This is a genomic window from Streptomyces sp. NPDC038213 (genome assembly GCF_055600495.1).
The window spans coordinates 30,935-46,165 of record NZ_JBVJYM010000017.1 but is presented as its reverse complement, the minus strand read 5'-3'; the positions used below and the strand labels follow the sequence as shown (position 1 = coordinate 46,165).

The 15,231-nt window shown below is 73.6% G+C and carries 13 protein-coding genes; 12 read left to right on the top strand and 1 reads right to left on the bottom strand.

Features of this window, described 5'->3' with window-relative positions:
* The first annotated feature begins 67 nt into the window (after nucleotides 1–67).
* From ACZ7JZ_RS22565 to ACZ7JZ_RS22510, 12 genes are all read left to right on the top strand, one after another.
* Nucleotides 68–994 (top strand): PfkB family carbohydrate kinase, encoded by a 927-nt coding sequence (locus tag ACZ7JZ_RS22565; RefSeq protein ID WP_470941991.1) that lies wholly within the window; start codon nucleotides 68–70, stop codon nucleotides 992–994.
* A gap of 105 nt (nucleotides 995–1,099) precedes the next feature.
* Nucleotides 1,100–2,329, top strand: coding sequence for a Rieske 2Fe-2S domain-containing protein (locus ACZ7JZ_RS22560; protein WP_470941988.1), 1,230 nt, complete (start codon nucleotides 1,100–1,102; stop codon nucleotides 2,327–2,329).
* 55 nt (nucleotides 2,330–2,384) lie between these two features.
* Nucleotides 2,385–2,942 (top strand): NADPH-dependent FMN reductase, encoded by a 558-nt coding sequence (ssuE, locus tag ACZ7JZ_RS22555; protein ID WP_470941986.1) that lies wholly within the window; start codon nucleotides 2,385–2,387, stop codon nucleotides 2,940–2,942.
* A gap of 450 nt (nucleotides 2,943–3,392) precedes the next feature.
* Complete coding sequence (locus tag ACZ7JZ_RS22550) at nucleotides 3,393–4,652, top strand: ATP-grasp domain-containing protein (RefSeq protein WP_470941984.1); 1,260 nt, start codon at nucleotides 3,393–3,395, stop codon at nucleotides 4,650–4,652.
* A 34-nt stretch (nucleotides 4,653–4,686) separates the two neighbouring features.
* Entirely contained in the window at nucleotides 4,687–5,874 is a 1,188-nt protein-coding gene (locus tag ACZ7JZ_RS22545) for a saccharopine dehydrogenase family protein (RefSeq protein ID WP_470941981.1), read from the top strand.
* Between the two features lie 13 nt (nucleotides 5,875–5,887).
* Nucleotides 5,888–7,201, top strand: a complete 1,314-nt coding sequence (locus tag ACZ7JZ_RS22540) for a lysine N(6)-hydroxylase/L-ornithine N(5)-oxygenase family protein (RefSeq protein ID WP_470941979.1) — start codon at nucleotides 5,888–5,890, stop codon at nucleotides 7,199–7,201.
* Between the two features lie 83 nt (nucleotides 7,202–7,284).
* Nucleotides 7,285–9,360 carry a class I tRNA ligase family protein gene (locus ACZ7JZ_RS22535; protein ID WP_470941976.1) on the top strand — a complete coding sequence of 692 codons (2,076 nt, stop codon included), beginning with the start codon at nucleotides 7,285–7,287 and terminating at the stop codon, nucleotides 9,358–9,360.
* A gap of 126 nt (nucleotides 9,361–9,486) precedes the next feature.
* Nucleotides 9,487–10,758 (top strand): aspartate aminotransferase family protein, encoded by a 1,272-nt coding sequence (locus ACZ7JZ_RS22530; protein WP_470941974.1) that lies wholly within the window; start codon nucleotides 9,487–9,489, stop codon nucleotides 10,756–10,758.
* A gap of 126 nt (nucleotides 10,759–10,884) precedes the next feature.
* The gene (locus tag ACZ7JZ_RS22525) at nucleotides 10,885–11,490 is read left to right on the top strand and encodes a sigma-70 family RNA polymerase sigma factor (RefSeq protein WP_470941971.1); all 606 of its coding nucleotides are present in this window, start codon (nucleotides 10,885–10,887) and stop codon (nucleotides 11,488–11,490) included.
* A gap of 99 nt (nucleotides 11,491–11,589) precedes the next feature.
* Entirely contained in the window at nucleotides 11,590–12,591 is a 1,002-nt protein-coding gene (locus ACZ7JZ_RS22520; protein WP_470941968.1) for a hydroxyacid dehydrogenase, read from the top strand.
* Nucleotides 12,592–12,704: 113 nt separating this feature from the next.
* A complete protein-coding gene (locus ACZ7JZ_RS22515; protein ID WP_470941966.1) occupies nucleotides 12,705–13,982 on the top strand; it encodes an adenylosuccinate synthase in 1,278 nt (425 codons plus the stop codon).
* A gap of 11 nt (nucleotides 13,983–13,993) precedes the next feature.
* A complete protein-coding gene (locus ACZ7JZ_RS22510) occupies nucleotides 13,994–14,590 on the top strand; it encodes a hypothetical protein (RefSeq protein WP_470941963.1) in 597 nt (198 codons plus the stop codon).
* On the opposite strand, the gene ACZ7JZ_RS22505 is transcribed toward ACZ7JZ_RS22510, so the two are convergent.
* Entirely contained in the window at nucleotides 14,548–15,126 is a 579-nt protein-coding gene (locus ACZ7JZ_RS22505) for a GNAT family N-acetyltransferase (protein WP_470941958.1), read from the bottom strand. The two genes, ACZ7JZ_RS22510 and ACZ7JZ_RS22505, sit on opposite strands and share 43 nt — an antisense overlap.
* Nucleotides 15,127–15,231: the final 105 nt, after the last annotated feature.

The window sequence follows — 15,231 nt, the reverse complement described above, 5'->3', positions numbered from 1 at the left end:
CGGGCCGCGCCCGGGCGGTCCGGCCGGCCCGGCGCAGGGATCCGAGAGCAGAGGGGTTGAACCGGTGTTGTCCACCACGCACGAAACGAAGCAGCGGGGTCCGGTCCTGGTCGGCACCGTCACGCTGGACTTCCTGCACGAGGGCCCGCCGGGCCGCGGCCGGGAGCCGGTGACCCTGCGCTGGGGAGGGGTGGCGAACAACGCCGCCTGCGCCCTGGCCGCGCGCGGGGCCCGGCCGGCCCTGGCCACCGTCGCCTACGCGGGGGAGTTCGGTCCGGCGGTCGGCGCCCATCTGGCCGGAAACGGCGTGGAATGGCTGACACTGCCCGAACGGACCGCGCTGCCAGTCTTCCACGCCGAACTCGTCGAGGGCTCCGTGGCCGGCAAGAGCTTCCTCGGGCAGGCGGCCCTCGGGCTGATCACCCCCCGGCTCCTCGACCGCTCCCGGGACCTGTTCGCCGCGGCCGCCCTGCTGGCCGCGGGCACCGACGCCGAGGAGCCCGCCCTCGCCTGGCTGGCGGCCGAGGCCCAGCGGCGCGGGCTGCCCTTCTGGCTGCTGTCGGCCGACCCCGACGAGGTGTCCAAGCTGCGGCCGGGCGGCCGCGGGGCCGATCTCGTGGCCCTGAACCTGCGCGAGCTCGGCCTGTGGGCCGGCGGGCCGCCCGCGGGCCGCCGGGAGATCGCGGCCGCGGCCCGCACACTGCCCGCGCCCGGCGGGCACTGCCTGGTCACCCTCGGCGCCGACGGCTCCCTGCTCGTACCGGAGGACGGGTCGGAGCCGCTGCACCAGCCCGCGGCGGCCGTGGCCGGGCAGGTGGTCACGGTCGGGGCCGGGGACGTGCTGTTCGGCTGCCTGATGGCCGGCCGGCTCGCCGGCGCCGACTGGGCTCCGGCGCTCGCCGAGGCGACTGCCCTGACCAGCCGCTTCCTCGGGGTCCCGGCCGACTCCCCGCAGCCGTACGCGGCGCTGTCCGGCCGTACGGCGGCGGATTGACGGGATCCGGCTGTCACGCCCGGCCGCCCTGGATCGTCAACAAGGGTGGGCGACGGCGGAAGGCCGGCGTCGGCCCCCGGGAATCGACCACGACGGAGGCCGGAAGTGACCACGCAGAAGGTGAACGAGACCCTGACCCGGGTGGGGGCGGGCACCCCGATGGGGCAGCTCCTCCGCGAGTACTGGCTTCCCGTCATGCGCTCGGAGCGGCTCGCGGAGCCCGGCGGCGCCCCGCTCCCGGTGGAACTCCTCGGCGGGAAGTACGTGTTCTTCCGCACGGACGACGGCCGGGTGGGCTGCTTCGACGAGGCCTGCCCGCACCGCGGCGCCTCCCTGGTCCTCGCCCGCAACGAGGACTGCGCGCTGCGGTGCGTCTACCACGGCTGGAAGTTCGACGTCTCGGGCCGGGTGCTGGAGACCCCCTCCGAACCGGAGGAGGACGGCCCGCGCTTCGGCGAGCGGGTCAAGCTCCTGCACCACCCGGTGGTCGAGGCCGGCGGGGTCGTCTGGGTATGGCTCGGGGGTACGGACCGCAAGCCCCCGGCCTTCCCGGAGTTCCCGTTCACCAAGGTCCCCGCCGAGAACGTGTTCGCCACCGTCGCCCTCGTGGACTGCAACTGGCTCCAGGGGCTGGAGGCGGACATCGACTCCGCGCACGTCTCGCTGCTCCACGAGACCGAGGCGCGCAACGGTCCGCTGAAGGACCTGCTGGACGACACCGCCCCGCGCGACGAGATCGACCCGCAGCCGTACGGGCTGCGCTTCGCGGCCCTGCGCACCCTGTCGACGGGGGAGACCCTGGCCCGGGTCAAGCCCTTCGCCATGCCCTGGTACACGGTGGTCCCCGAACTGCCCAACGGGGACCGGCTGTTCCACGCCTGGGTGCCCGTCAACGACCACCAGACGATCATGTGGTACCTGTGGTGGAACGACGACCGGCCCGTCGACCCGGCCTATTTCAGCGAGCAGTTCGGGCTGGACCTGGACACCCTCAACCCCGACGACATCCGGGAGGGGTACACCCGCGAGAACCTGTGGGGCCAGGACCGGCAGGCCATGCGGGAGGGCCGCAGCTTCTCCGGGATCCGCGGACTGGTCCTCCAGGACGTGGCCGTGCAGGAGAGCATGGGCCCGATCGTGGACCGGACCGCGGAGAACCCGGGCAAGAGCGACCGCGGGATCGTCCGCACCCGCCGCTTCCTCCTCGACGCCCTCAAGGCGCACGCCGCCGGGGAGGTCCCCCCCGGCCTGGGACCCGACGCCGATTTCAGCGCGGTGCGCTCGGCCGTGATCGTCGTGCCCGAGGGCGGGGACTGGCGGGCCTCCGCCTCGTAACCGCCCCGCCCACGGCCCCCGTCGGGGGCCGCCACCCCAGAGAAAGGGACCTCGCATGGCCACCGTCCTGTCCGTCTCGGGAAGTCCCTCGGCGACCTCCCGGACCAGCGGGCTGCTGCGCCACCTGGACGCCCGGCTCGCCGCACGGGGGCACGAGGTGGTCCACCTCGACGTGCGCTCCCTGCCCGCCGGGCCGCTGCTCGCGGCCGAGGTGGACCACCCGGCGATCGCCTCCGCCGCCGCCATGTTCGACCGCGCCGACGGCATCGTCATCGGTACGCCGATCTACAAGGCCTCCTACTCGGGACTGCTGAAGTCCCTGCTCGACCTGCTGCCCCAGCACGCCCTGCACGGCAAGGCCGTCCTGCCCCTGGCCACCGGGGGGACCACCGCCCACCTCCTGGCCATCGACTACGCACTGCGACCGGTGCTGGCCGCGATGGGGGCGGCGCACATCGCCCCGGGCTGGTTCACGCTGGACCGGCACATCACCCTCGGTGATTCCGGGGCGGTGACCGTGGCCGAGGAATCCGCCGCGGGGCTGGAACGCGTCACCGATCAATTCTCGGTGGCCCTGCGTGACCGGCACGTATTGGCCGGCGCCGTGTTTTAGGTTTTAGGTGTCTTTGACATTTCTTTTCCGCGACGTTGGCGAGAACCCTCAGACGCCGTCTGGGGCGGCCGGCCCGGGATCCCCCGGACCGGCCGCACCGGACGGCGTTTTCGCATGTCAGAGGGCGGGTAGAAAGCCGTGTCGGGGTGCCTGGGCGTACTGGGGAGGGTGGCGGGAGGGGCTCCATATCACGCGTCGTGTGGCAATGAAGTTAAGGGCATTACCGGGCTGCGAAAACCGGTCGGGCAGCCGGAAAAACGCCAGAGATGCCGCGTGCACGCTCGCATGTGGCGGGCCTCCGTGCGAGCTGATTATTTTCAGTCAGCACTTAACTGAATTGGCCAGTATCCACCCAGAATTAACTTCACAAGCCCCTGGGGCTGTGCTTGGATATCACTCGATTGGTGCTTGAGATTCCACGTGTACAGCCAACACAACAGGGGCAGTTAAGTGACGGAGCGTCATCTCCTCCTTGTCAATCTCCGGCGCATTCAGAGGGAAGGGCTCGAGTCCCTGCTCGCCGCCCGCCGCCTGGGATACCGAGTGGTCCTCCTCGGTCGTTCCCTCCCCGAATTCGCCGAGCCGCTCGTCCACGAATTCCGCCAGGTGGACACCTACGACCGGGCCGCCTCCCTCGAAGCGGCCCGCGAACTCCACGCCGCGTACGCGTTCGCCGGCGTCGCCAACTTCACCGAGGTGGACGTCCAGCTCGTGGCGGCCATCGCCGCCGACCTCGGACTCCCCGGGATGTCCGAGACCGCCGCCCTCCGGGCCCGCAACAAGTACGTCATGAAGGACGCGCTGCGGCACCTGGACGGCGTACTCCCGCGCTTCGCCAAGGTCACCGACCTGGCCGGGCTGAAGGAGGCCGTCGCCCGGGTCGGGCTCCCGGCGGTGGTCAAGCCCACCGGCGCCTCCGGCTCCAAGGGCATCTTCGAACTCCGTGCCCCGCAGGACCTGGACGCGGCCATGGAGCGGCTCGCCGGCATCGCCCGGCCCGACTTCGACCCCGTCTTCCGGCAGTTCGGCGCCGAGTTCATCGTCGAGGAGTTCCTCGAGGGCGACGAGCTCAGCGTCGAGGGCTTCGTCTCCGGCGGGGAGGTCCACATCGTCACGGTCACCGACAAGACCACCAGTGTCCCGTACCACCTGGAGCTGGAGCACAAGGTGCCCAGCGCCCTGCCCGCCGACGACCTCGCCGAGATCGCCGCCACCACCAAGGACATCGTCGGCGCCCTCGAATTCGACCACTGCGCCTTCCACCTGGAGGCCAAGTGGGGCGGGCGCGGACTGCGTTTCATCGAGATCGCGGCCCGCCCCGCCGGGGACTACATCGGCTCCCACCTGGTGCCCCTGGCCACCGGCGTCGACTACTTCGAGAACGTGATCCGCGTCGCCACCGGCGAACCCCTGCGGCTGGAGCACGACCGGCAGCTCAACGCCGGCCTGCGCTTCGTCCTCGCCGAGCGGCCCGGCCGCTTCGAGGGCGCCGCCGGACTCACCCCGCTCTTCGAGGACCCGGGCTTCCACCACGTGTTCACCGAGGTCCCCGCGGGCACCGAAGTGGCCCTGCCGCCGGAGAACTTCGGCCAGCAGCGGGTGTCCGCCGTGATCGCGCGGCACCTCACCCGCGAGGGCCTGGAGCAGCTGCTGCACCGCGTCACCACCGAGGCGACGGCCAGGATCACCCCGGCCGCCGGCCGGGAATGACGGCCGCCCGCACACGGGGGCGGAGGACGCGCCGATGAAGGCCGCCCTCCTCGGCTGCGGCCAGATGGGCCGCGCCGCCGCCCACGCGCTGGCCACGGACCCCGGCACCGAGGAGCTCGTCCTCCTCGACCGGGACCCCGGCCGGGCCGAAGCCCTGCGGGACTGGTTACGGGGCGGCGGCGGGACCGGGACCCGGCCCGCCGCCGCGATCCGCACGGCCGACGCGATCGGCCCCGCCCTCACCGGGTGCGGGGTGCTCGCGACGGCCATGCCCTGGGCCCCCACCGAAGCAGCCCTCGGACCCGCGCTCGACGCGGGGGTACCGGTGGCCTCGATCACCCGACCGCCCACCGAGGACCTCGCCGCCCTCGACGCCCGGATCCGCTCCGCCGCAGGCACCGTACTGCTGCCCGTCGGACTCGAACCCGGACTGACCGAAATGCTCGCCGTCCACCTCGCGGAGCGCCTCGACACCGTCCGCTCCCTGGAGATCTACTGCGGGGGCATCCCCGCCGTCCCCCGCGGACCCCTCGGCTACACGGCCTTCTTCGGCGGGGAGAACGACCACCACCTGCCGATCGCCCAGCGCCGGGCCCTCGCCCTCGACGGCGGCCGGCCCGTCCACCACCCCCGCTTCTCCGGGGTGGTGACCCGCGACTACGACGGGGTCGGCCGGCTGGAGGCCTACCACGACGGCATGGCCCCCTGGCTGGGCGAGCACCCCGCCCTCCGCGAGGCGGACTGCACCCAGAAGACCCTGCGCCGCCCGGGCTTCGCCCGCACCGTCACCGAACTGGCCCGGCTCGGCCTGCTGGCCGACGAACCGGTCGACGTGGACGGCGGCCGGGTGGTCCCGCGCCGCCTGGTCGAGCGCGTGCTCTCCCCGCAGGTGCGGGCCCGGGCCGGGGACCGCGACATCGTGGTCCTGGAACTGACCGCGCACGGCGAGCGCGACGGCCGCGAGGCCTCCGTGCGCACCACCGTGACCGACCGCGCCGACGAGACCACCGGCCTCTCCGCGATGGCCCGCACCACCGGGTTCACCCTGGCCGCGGCCGCCCGGCTGCTCGCCGAGGGCGCGGTGGCCGGCACGGGGTGGCTCAAGCCCCACCTCGCCCTGCCGCCGAAGCTGACGCAGCGGGTGATGGAGTCGCTGACCGCACGCGGAGTCACCTGGCTGCCGGCCCACGAGGCGGCCGAAGCCGGCCGCCCGCACCTGTAACGGGAGCACCCTCATGAGTACTTCACCCCTGACCCACGATCTCGTGGGCATCGGGTTGGGCCCCTCCAACCTGAGCCTCGCCGCCCTGACCTCGCAGGAACCCGGCTTCTCCGCCGTGTTCCTCGACCGCAAGGAGGCCTTCGACTGGCACCCCGGCCTGATGCTGCCGGACGCCGAGATGCAGGTCCACTTCCTCAAGGACCTCGTCACCCCCGTCGACCCGACCAACCCGCACTCCTTCCTCGCCTTCCAGGTGGAGAACAGGCGGCTCTACCGGCTGCTGGTCACCGGCCGCTCCAAGGTGCCCCGCCGCGAGTTCGAGCAGTACTGCCGCTGGGTCTCGCGCCGCCTCGGCAACCTCCGCTTCGGCGTCACCACCGAGAACGTCGAATGGGACGGCTCCGCCTTCCTCGTGCACACCACCGACGGGGTGCTCCGCGCCCGCAACGTGGCCACCGGCACCGGGCTCACTGCGAAACTGCCCCAGTGCGCCGTGGGCCACGACCCCGCGCAGGTGTTCCACGCGGAACAACTCCTCCGCAAACCAAGGGACTTCGCGGGCAAGCGGGTGGCCGTGGTCGGCGGCGGGCAGAGCGGCGCCGAGGTGGTCCGCCACCTCCTCGCCGACGGGACCGGGCGCCCCGCGCGCATCGTGTGGGGCACCCGGCGCAGCAACCTCCTCCCCCTGGACGACAGCCCCTTCGTCGACGAGCTCTTCCTGCCCGACTACAGCCGCCACTTCCACGGCCTCCCCGAGGCCGAGCGCGAGGAGACCGTCCAGCGGCTGCGGATGGCCAGCGACGGCATCTCCCTGTCCACCCTCCAGGACCTCTACCGCCGCCTGTACGACGTGGAGCTCCTCGAAGGCGGCGGCCGGCCCTGCCGCATCCTCCTCGACACGCACCTCACCGCCCTCACCCGCACCTCCGAGGGCATCCGCACCACCTGGCAGCCCGGCCGCGGCGGCGACCCCGTCCACGAGAGCGTCGACGCCGTCGTCTGCGCCACCGGCTACGAGCACGGCATGTCCGACCTGCTCCTGGGCCTCAAGGACCGGCTCACCCTGCACGACGGACTGCCCGTGGTCCGCTCGGACTTCAGCCTCGACTGGGACGGCCCCGCCGGACACGGCGTGTACGTGCAGAACGCCGCCCGCCGCGAGTTCGGGGTCGCCGACCCCAACCTCAGCCTGCTGGCCTGGCGCAGCGCGGTCATCGCCAACAGCCTGCTGGGCCGAGAGCGCTACGACACGGGAGCGGTCAGCACCGCCCTGGACTGGGACCCGGACCCGGAACGCTCCGGCGCCCTCGCGGCCGGCCGGGGCTGAGACCCCGTACACGACCTTCCACGAGAGGAGCAGTGGGACGCCCGCGGCCCCCCCGGCGGCCGCACGGCGTTCCGCGCCCAGCCATGCACGTCATACGCATCCCACGCACCGCCGGCGAGCTCGGCCTGCCCGGGTTCGTCCGCAGCGCCGAGCCCGCATGGGCGGAGCAGGCCCCCCTCCCGTTCAACCTCCGCAGGGTCACCCTGCGCCCCGGCGAGAAGACCGCCCCGCACAACCACCACGACACCGAGGTCTGGGTGATCCTCGACGGCGCGGGCGAGGTCGCCTCCGACGGGCAGCGCGCGCAGGTCACCGGCGGGGACACGGTCCGGCTGCCCCCGCTGGGCGTGCACACCCTGCACAACACCTCCGCCGACCGCCCGCTGACCTTCCTCACCACCTGGTGGGAGGACATGGCCGCACTCGACGCCGCCCACCGCGGCCGCGAGGACGCCGCGCAGCCCGGCCCCGCGCGCCCCGTGCTGCTGCTGCCCTCCTTCCCCACCCCCAACGGCGAACTCCACCTCGGGCACATGGTCGGCCCCTTCCTCGGCGCCGACCTCGTGCGCCGCGGCCTGCTCGCCGCCGGCACCCCGGCGCACCTCCTGCTCGGCACCGTCGGCCACCAGTCCCAGGTCGCCGCCGCCGCCCGCGCCCGTGGCCTGTCCTTCTACGAACTGGCCGAGCAGAACACCGACGCCATCCAGGAGGCCCTCACCGCCGCCGGCGTGGACTGGGACGTCTTCGTCCGCCCCTCCTCGCCCGCGTACCCGGGGATCGCCCTGGAGATCTTCGAGGAGCTCCGCGCCAAGGGCGCCGTCACCGCCCGCACCGTCCCCGCCAACTACTGCGGCCCCTGCGGCACCTTCCTCTTCGAGGCCTTCGTCGCGGGCGCCTGCCCGCACTGCGGCTCGTACGACACCGCCGGCATCGAGTGCGAGGCCTGCGCCCTGCCCTTCGCCGACGAGGACCTGCGCGACCCGTCCTGCGCCACCTGCGACACCCCCGCGGAGCAGCGCGAACTCACCCGCTGGTACCTGCCGCTGGAACCGCTGCGCGCGAAGCTCACCGGATACCTGGCCACCGTCGCCATGAGCGCCCGGCTCCGCGCCTACGTGGACCGCGTCCTGGCCTCCCCCCTGCCCGACCTCCCGGTCAGCACCGTCACCTCCGAGGGCATCCCCGTACCCGCGGCCCCCGGCGGCGGCGCCGAGGGCCAGCGCATGTACTCGGCCTTCGAGCTCGCCGCCCGCTACCTCACCGCCCTCGACGCCCTCGCCGAGGACCGCGGCTCCGCCGGCTGGCGGGAGTACGTGCGCGACCACGACCCCCGCACGGTGCTGTTCTTCGGCTTCGACAACGCCTTCCTGCGGACCGTCGTCTTCCCGGCCGTCCTCGGCGCGTACACCGACCGGCCCGCCCTGCCCGACACCATGGTCTGCAACGAGTTCTACACGCTGGACGGCAGCAAGTTCTCCACCGGCCGCCGGCACGCCGTCTGGGGCCGCGAGGTCTTCCGCGAGGAGACCCGCGACCAGCTGCGCCTGCACCTGGCCGGCACCCGGCCCGACATCCGCCGCCGCGACTTCGTCGTCGAGGACTACGCCCGCTTCGTCCGCACCGAGCTGCTCGGCGGCTGGGAGCCCTGGCTCGCCTCCGTCGGCGCCCGCCTCGACAAGCACTACGGCGGCGCCGCCCCCGAGGCCGGCAGCTGGAACCCGGAGGCCGAGCGGTTCTACGGGCAGATCCGCACCTTCCGCGCCGAACTGCCCCGCGCCCTGCGGCCCGAGCGCTTCGACGCCCGCGGGGCCGCCGAACTGCTGCACACCTTCGTCCGGCAGGCCCGGCGGTTCGCCGAGACCGCCGAGGACGCCCTCGCCGCGGGCCCGCCCACCGGGCTCGCCCGCACCTGCACCGCGCTGGAGCTGATGGCCGTACGCGCCCTCGCCGAGACCGCCGGCCCGCTGGTGCCGGTCCTGGCCGCGCGCCTCGGGGAGCAGCTCGGCACGGAGCCGGGCGGTCCCGGTGGTGACGCCGGCGCCCCGGGTGACGCCGGCGCCGGTCCGGCGCAGTCCCCGCCGTGGGTGCCCGCCGGGACCCGGGTCCGGCTGGCCGGGCCCTACTTCAGCCCCGACGTGTCGATCCGCACGGCGGGCTGAGCCGGTGCGCGCAGGGACCGTACGGCGCCCACCGTCCCGCACCGCCCCCACCGTCCTCCCCGCCCCTTCCGACGTACCCCTCCCGACACACCCCTCCTCCATCTCCCGCCCGCGAAAGGCCACCACGTGAACACGGACAAGTCCGCAGCGCTCTACTCCCGCGCGGTCGAGGTCATGCCCGGCGGCAACAGCCGCACCGCCGTCTACAGCGCCCCGTACCCCGTCTACATCCAGTCGGGCAGCGGCGCCCGCGTCACCGACGCCGACGGGGTCGAGCGCCTCGACTTCCTCAACAACAGCACCACCCTCATCCACGGGCACGCCCACCCCGAGATGGTGCGCGCCGTCACCGAGGCCGTCGCCCGCGGCGCCAGCTTCGGCATGCCCACCCCGGTCGAGGTCGAGTACGCCGAGGCGCTCTCGGCCCGCAACGAGACCTTCGAGCACGTCCGCTTCACCAGCTCGGGCACCGAGGCCGTCATGATGGCGGTCCAGGCCGCCCGCGCGTACACCAGGCGCCCGAAGATCGCGAAGATCGCCGGCGCCTACCACGGGGCCTACGACGCGGTCGCCGTCAACAACGACGGCTCCGGCTCGCTCATCAGCCACGCCGCCACCGGCAACCCCGACGGGGTGGTCGACAACACCGTGGTGTTCCCGTACAACGACGCCGAGGGCGCCCTCGCCGTCCTGCGCGAGCACGCCGACGAGCTCGCCTGCGTGCTGATCGACCCGGTGCCGTGGCGGATCGGCCTGGTCCCGGCGCAGAAGGACTACCTCGACGCGCTGCGCGCCTTCTGCGACGAGAGCGGCGCCGTGCTGATCTCCGACGAGGTCGGCTCGTACCGCGTCGGCTACCACGGGGCCATGCAACTCCTCGGCAGCGAGGCCGACATCACCGTCCTCGGCAAGGTCATCGGCGGCGGGATGCCGATCGGCGCCGTCGCCGGCCGCCGCAGGTTCATGGGCGTCTTCGACCCGAGCCAGGGCGCCCCCGCGCTCCCGCACTCCGGCTCGTACAACGCCAACCCGGTCAGCATGAGCTCCGGCGTGGCCTCGCTGCGCCTGCTCACCCCCGAGGCGCACGAGCGGATCGGCGAGCTGGGCGAGCAGGCCCGCACCGCGATGCGCGCCGCCGTCGAGTCCGCGGGACTGGACTGGGAGGTCAACGGGCTCGGCTCGCTGTTCCGCGTGATCGCCACCAGCACCCCCGAGGGCTACACCAGCCCCGCGGCCGCCCTGAAGCGCCTGTACTGGGTGCTGCTCGACCACGGCGTCCACATCGGCGACAGCGGCCTGGGCTGCATCTCCACCCCGATGACCGAGGCGGACATCGCGTTCTTCGCCGAGGCCTTCGACACCTCGCTGCGCCAGGTGCTGGCCGAGGGCCGCGCCTGACGACACCCGGCCCGCGGGGCGGTGCGGACCGGGGGACCGGCCCGTACCGCCCCGCCCGGCGGGACCAAGTGACCTGAGCTGACCCGAGTATGGGCTGCGCCGCGGGGCCGGCCTGGAGGCAAACCCTTGTTCGATCTTGACCGTGAAGAGTACGACCGTCGCAGGTCGAGTCTGCAGGCGCTGGCCTACCGCCGTGTCGGCTCGGCCGAGGAGGCGGAGGACATCATCTCCGAGGCCTGGCTGCGCTGGATGACGGCCCGCAACGTGGAGAACGACCACGCCTTCCTGTCCACCGTCGTCACCCACCTGTGCACCGACTACTGGAAGTCCGCCCACACCCGCCGGGTCTCCTACGTCGGCACCCTGGTGCCCGAGGCCCCCGCCGGCCGGGCCCCCGCCGAGGAGCCCTTCCAGGACGTGGCCCGGGCCGAGGAGCTCCGGCACGGGGTGGACTGGCTGCTCACCCTCCTCGGCCCCGCCGAGCGGGCCGTCCTCGTCCTGCGCACCGCCTTCGAGTACAGCTACCGCGAGATCGCGGCCGTCCTCGGCATCAGCGAGGTGTACTGCCGCAAGCTGTACGGCCGGGCGCACGACCGGCTCGCCGAGGGGCGGCCCCGCTTCACCGCCGCGCCCGTGGAGCACGCCGAGCTCACCCAGCGGCTGCTGGCCGCCAGCCGCGGGGGCGAACTCCGCCCGCTGGAGAGCTTGTTGGCGGCCAGCCTGGCGGCCTGACCGGGCCCCGGTCCCCCTGCCCGCCCCGACCTGCCCCTATCCCGTCCTGCCACCGCATCCAGGGAGCCCCCGGCCCCTGGCCCACAGGAAGCACACCACATGCGACCGAACGTAGTCCTCGTCGGCTCGATGTACGCCGCCGAAGCGGAAGAACTGCTGGAGCAGCACGCCGAGGTCCGCCGCGTGGACGACTCCGACCGCGCCGCCCTCGTCGAGGCCCTCGCCGACGCCCACGGGCTGGTGGCCCGCTACCCCGCCCGCATCGACGCCGAACTCCTCGCCGCAGCACCGAACCTGCTCGCCGTGCTCTCCAGCGGCCGCGGCGTGGACAACATCGACATCGACGCCGCCACCGAGGCCGGGGTCGTCGTCGCCAACAACCCCGGACTCGGCGGCAAGCCCGTCTCCGAGCACTTCTTCGGACTGCTCCTGATGGTCACCCGCGGACTCGCCGCCGTACACCGGCAAGGCAACCGGGCCGCGTGGGACTCCCGCCTCACCGCCCACCGCGTCGAACTCACCGGCAAGACCCTCGGCATCGTCGGCCTCGGCAACGTCGGCGGCTGGACCGCCCGCCGCGCCCACGGCGGCTTCCTGATGCGCGTCCTCGCCTACGACCCCTACGTCTCGGCCGAGAAGATGGCCGAGGTCGGCGCCGTCAAGGTGGAGCGCCTCGAAGACCTCCTCGCCGAGGCGGACTTCGTCACCGCGCACCCCGAACTCAACGAAGAGACCGAGCACATCTTCAACGACAAGACCTTCGCGCAGATGAAGGCGGGGGCCTACTTCGTCAACACCTCGCGCGGGCGCGTCGTGGACACCGATGCCCTGGTGCGCGCGGTGCGCAGCGGACACCTCGCCGGAGCCGCTCTCGACGTGTACGAGGAGGAGCCGCTGCCGGCCGACAGCCCGCTGCTGGAGCTGGACAACGTCGTACTGAGCGCCCACATCGCCGACTTCACCGTCGAGACCAAGCGGGCGCTGGCCCTCAACGCCGCCACGCAGCTCATCACCGCCCTCGGCGGCAAGCAGCCGCCCAGCGCCCTCAACCCGGACGTCTGGGTGCGCACCGCCGAGCGCCGCCGGCAGCTGCTGGCCTGACTCCGGCCCGCGGGGCAGCGGGTGCGGCGCGCGACGGCGCCGCACCCGCTGCCCCGCACCCCCTTCCTCCCGTCCGCCCCTCAACCCTCCCGCTTCACGAAGGAGCTCCTCCCATGCTCACAGCAGTAGTCGGCCTCAACTGGGGTGACGAGGGCAAAGGCAGGATGGTCGACAACCTCGCCGCGGAGGCCGCGTACGTGGTCCGCTACCACGGCGGCGGCAACGCCGGCCACACCATCCACACCGACGAGGGCACGTTCAAGCTGCACAGCCTGCCCAGCAGCGTCATGCGCCCCGGCGTGACCAGCATCCTGGGCCCCGGCATGACCGTGGACCCCGAAGGGCTGCTGGCCGAGATCGACTCCCTCGCGGGCCACCCCGGCGTCGCCCCCGGCCGCCTCCTGGTCTCCCACCAGGCCTCCGTCTGCTTTCCCTTCCACCGCGAGCTCGACGCCCTGGAGGAGGACCGCCTCTCGGACGGCCGCTACGGCTCCACGCGCCGGGGCATCTCGCCCGCGTACGGCGACCGCGTCATGAAGAAGACCCTGCTGGTGGGGGAGTTGTTCGACAAGGAGGGCCTGTCCGGGCGGCTGGCCGCGGTCGTGGACTGGGCCGCGCAGCGGATCGCCGGGGTCTACGGCGCCGTCCCGCCGCAGCCCGCCGAGGTGGAGCGCTGGGCCGCGGAGGTCCGCGACCGCCTGGAGCCGTACGTCGCCGACGTGACCCCCGTACTGGCCCGCGCGCTGGACGAGGACGCCGCCGTACTCGCCGAGGGGCAGCTCGGCGCCCTGCGCGACCTGTACTTCGGGATCTACCCCTACACCACCTCCTCCACCTGCCTGGCCGGGCACGCCCCCGTCGGCATGGGCGTCCCCTGGGCCCGGGTGGACCGCGTCGTGGGCGTCACCAAGGCCTTCGCCTCCTGCGTGGGCGCGGGCCCCTTCGTCACGGAGTACGGGCAGGAGCGCGCCGACCGGCTGCGCCGGCAGTGGGGCGAGTACGGCTCCACCACCAACCGGCCCCGCCGCCTGGGCGCCTTCGACGCGGTGGCCACCCGCTACGGGGCCCGGATCCAGGGCGCCGACTCCGTGGCCCTGACCAATCTGGACCAGCTCTCCGGCACGGGAGACCTCCAGGTCTGCACGGCGTACGCGCGCGAAGACGGCACCCGGACCGAGGAGTTCAGCACCAGCCCGGCCGTCCTCGCCGGGTACCGGCCGGTCTACCGGACCTTCGCCGGCTGGGACGAGGACATCTCCGGGATCCGCACGTACGCCGAACTCCCCGCAGCCGCGCGCGCCTACGTCGAAGGCATCGCCGAACTCCTCGGCACCCCCGTCCGCCACGTCTCGATCGGCTCCCACCGCGACGCCCTGATCACCCTCCCGTAAAGGAGTCCGCCATGCTCGCCATCCTGGCCGTCAGCGACAAGCGCAACATCGACACCCTGGCCGCCGGCCTCCTCGACCTGGGCTGGGACGTGGCCGCCACCGAGGGGACCCGGCGCGAACTGGCCGCGTCCGGAATCGAAGTGGGCTCCATCGCCGACCTGGCCGGCGCCCCCACCCTCCTCGGCGGCCGGGTCAAGACCCTCACCCTGCCCGTCATGGGCGGCATCCTCGCCCGGGACACCCCCGCCGACCTCGCGGAGATCGGGGCGTACGACATCACCCGCGTGGACCTGGTCGCCTGCAACTACTACCTGCTTCCGGCCACCGGCTCCGAAGGCGCCTCCCCGGCACCGGAGTTCGAGGCCTTCCGCGAGAAGATCGACGTGGGCGGGCCGGCCATGCTCCGCGGCGCGGCCAAGAACTGCGAGCACGTCATCCCGCTCACCGACCCCGACGACTACGCGGACGTCCTCGCCCTCCTCGCCGCCGGCGGCGGCCGCCCGGCCGCCGTGCCCGGACCCCGCCGCCTCTCCCTCGCGGCGAAGGCCTTCGGGGTCAGCGCCGCCTACGACACCGCGGTCCACGCGCTCTTCGGAGCCGGCCGGTAGACGAACCCGCTGACCGGTGCGAGCACCTTCCAGCCGAGCGCTTCGTAGAGGGCCCGGCCCTGGACGGTCGCGACGAGCACGCCGCTGCCCGCACCGCCCTCGACGGCCGCCTGCGCGAGGGCTCCCATGACCACCGTGCCGAGCCCGCGGCGCCGGTGCGCCTGCCCGGTCACGATCTGGTCGAACACGCAGGTGCCGCCCGCCAGCCCGATCCGGCCCGCCGCGGCCTGCTCCCCGCGGCCGTCGAGGACCCGCACGTCCACCACCCCGCCGACGGCGGCGGAGACGGAGAGGGCGTACCCCTCGGGGGCCCGCACGGGAGCGGGCCGCAGGTCGGCGGCCATCAGGAACCCGGGATCCACCGGCTCCCACCCGTCGGCCGTGAACCACGGCTCCATGACCCCCGCGGGCAGGAAGCCCTTCACACAGGTGGTCGCCTCGGTGACGGAGCCGACCAACGCCCGGACCTCCCCGGCCCCAGCCTCCAGCAGGACGTGCCGCAGCACCTGACCGGGCGCCCCGACCCGGATACTCACCCCCCAGGGCTCCTCCACGGCCTGCGCCACCCCCCGCGAAACAACCCACCCGTCCACCCAGGCCCGCGCGGTCCCCCACATGCGACCCCCCGTTGAGTAATACCT

What these genes read in the sequence shown, in the direction of transcription:
- ssuE (WP_470941986.1), top strand. Translation starts at nt 2,385, where the DNA reads ATGGCCACCGTCCTGTCCGTCTCGGGAAGTCCCTCGGCGACCTCCCGG.
- ACZ7JZ_RS22545 (WP_470941981.1), top strand. Translation starts at nt 4,687, where the DNA reads ATGAAGGCCGCCCTCCTCGGCTGCGGCCAGATGGGCCGCGCCGCCGCC.
- ACZ7JZ_RS22540 (WP_470941979.1), top strand. Translation starts at nt 5,888, where the DNA reads ATGAGTACTTCACCCCTGACCCACGATCTCGTGGGCATCGGGTTGGGC.
- ACZ7JZ_RS22535 (WP_470941976.1), top strand. Translation starts at nt 7,285, where the DNA reads ATGCACGTCATACGCATCCCACGCACCGCCGGCGAGCTCGGCCTGCCC.
- ACZ7JZ_RS22520 (WP_470941968.1), top strand. Translation starts at nt 11,590, where the DNA reads ATGCGACCGAACGTAGTCCTCGTCGGCTCGATGTACGCCGCCGAAGCG.
- ACZ7JZ_RS22515 (WP_470941966.1), top strand. Translation starts at nt 12,705, where the DNA reads ATGCTCACAGCAGTAGTCGGCCTCAACTGGGGTGACGAGGGCAAAGGC.
- ACZ7JZ_RS22510 (WP_470941963.1), top strand. Translation starts at nt 13,994, where the DNA reads ATGCTCGCCATCCTGGCCGTCAGCGACAAGCGCAACATCGACACCCTG.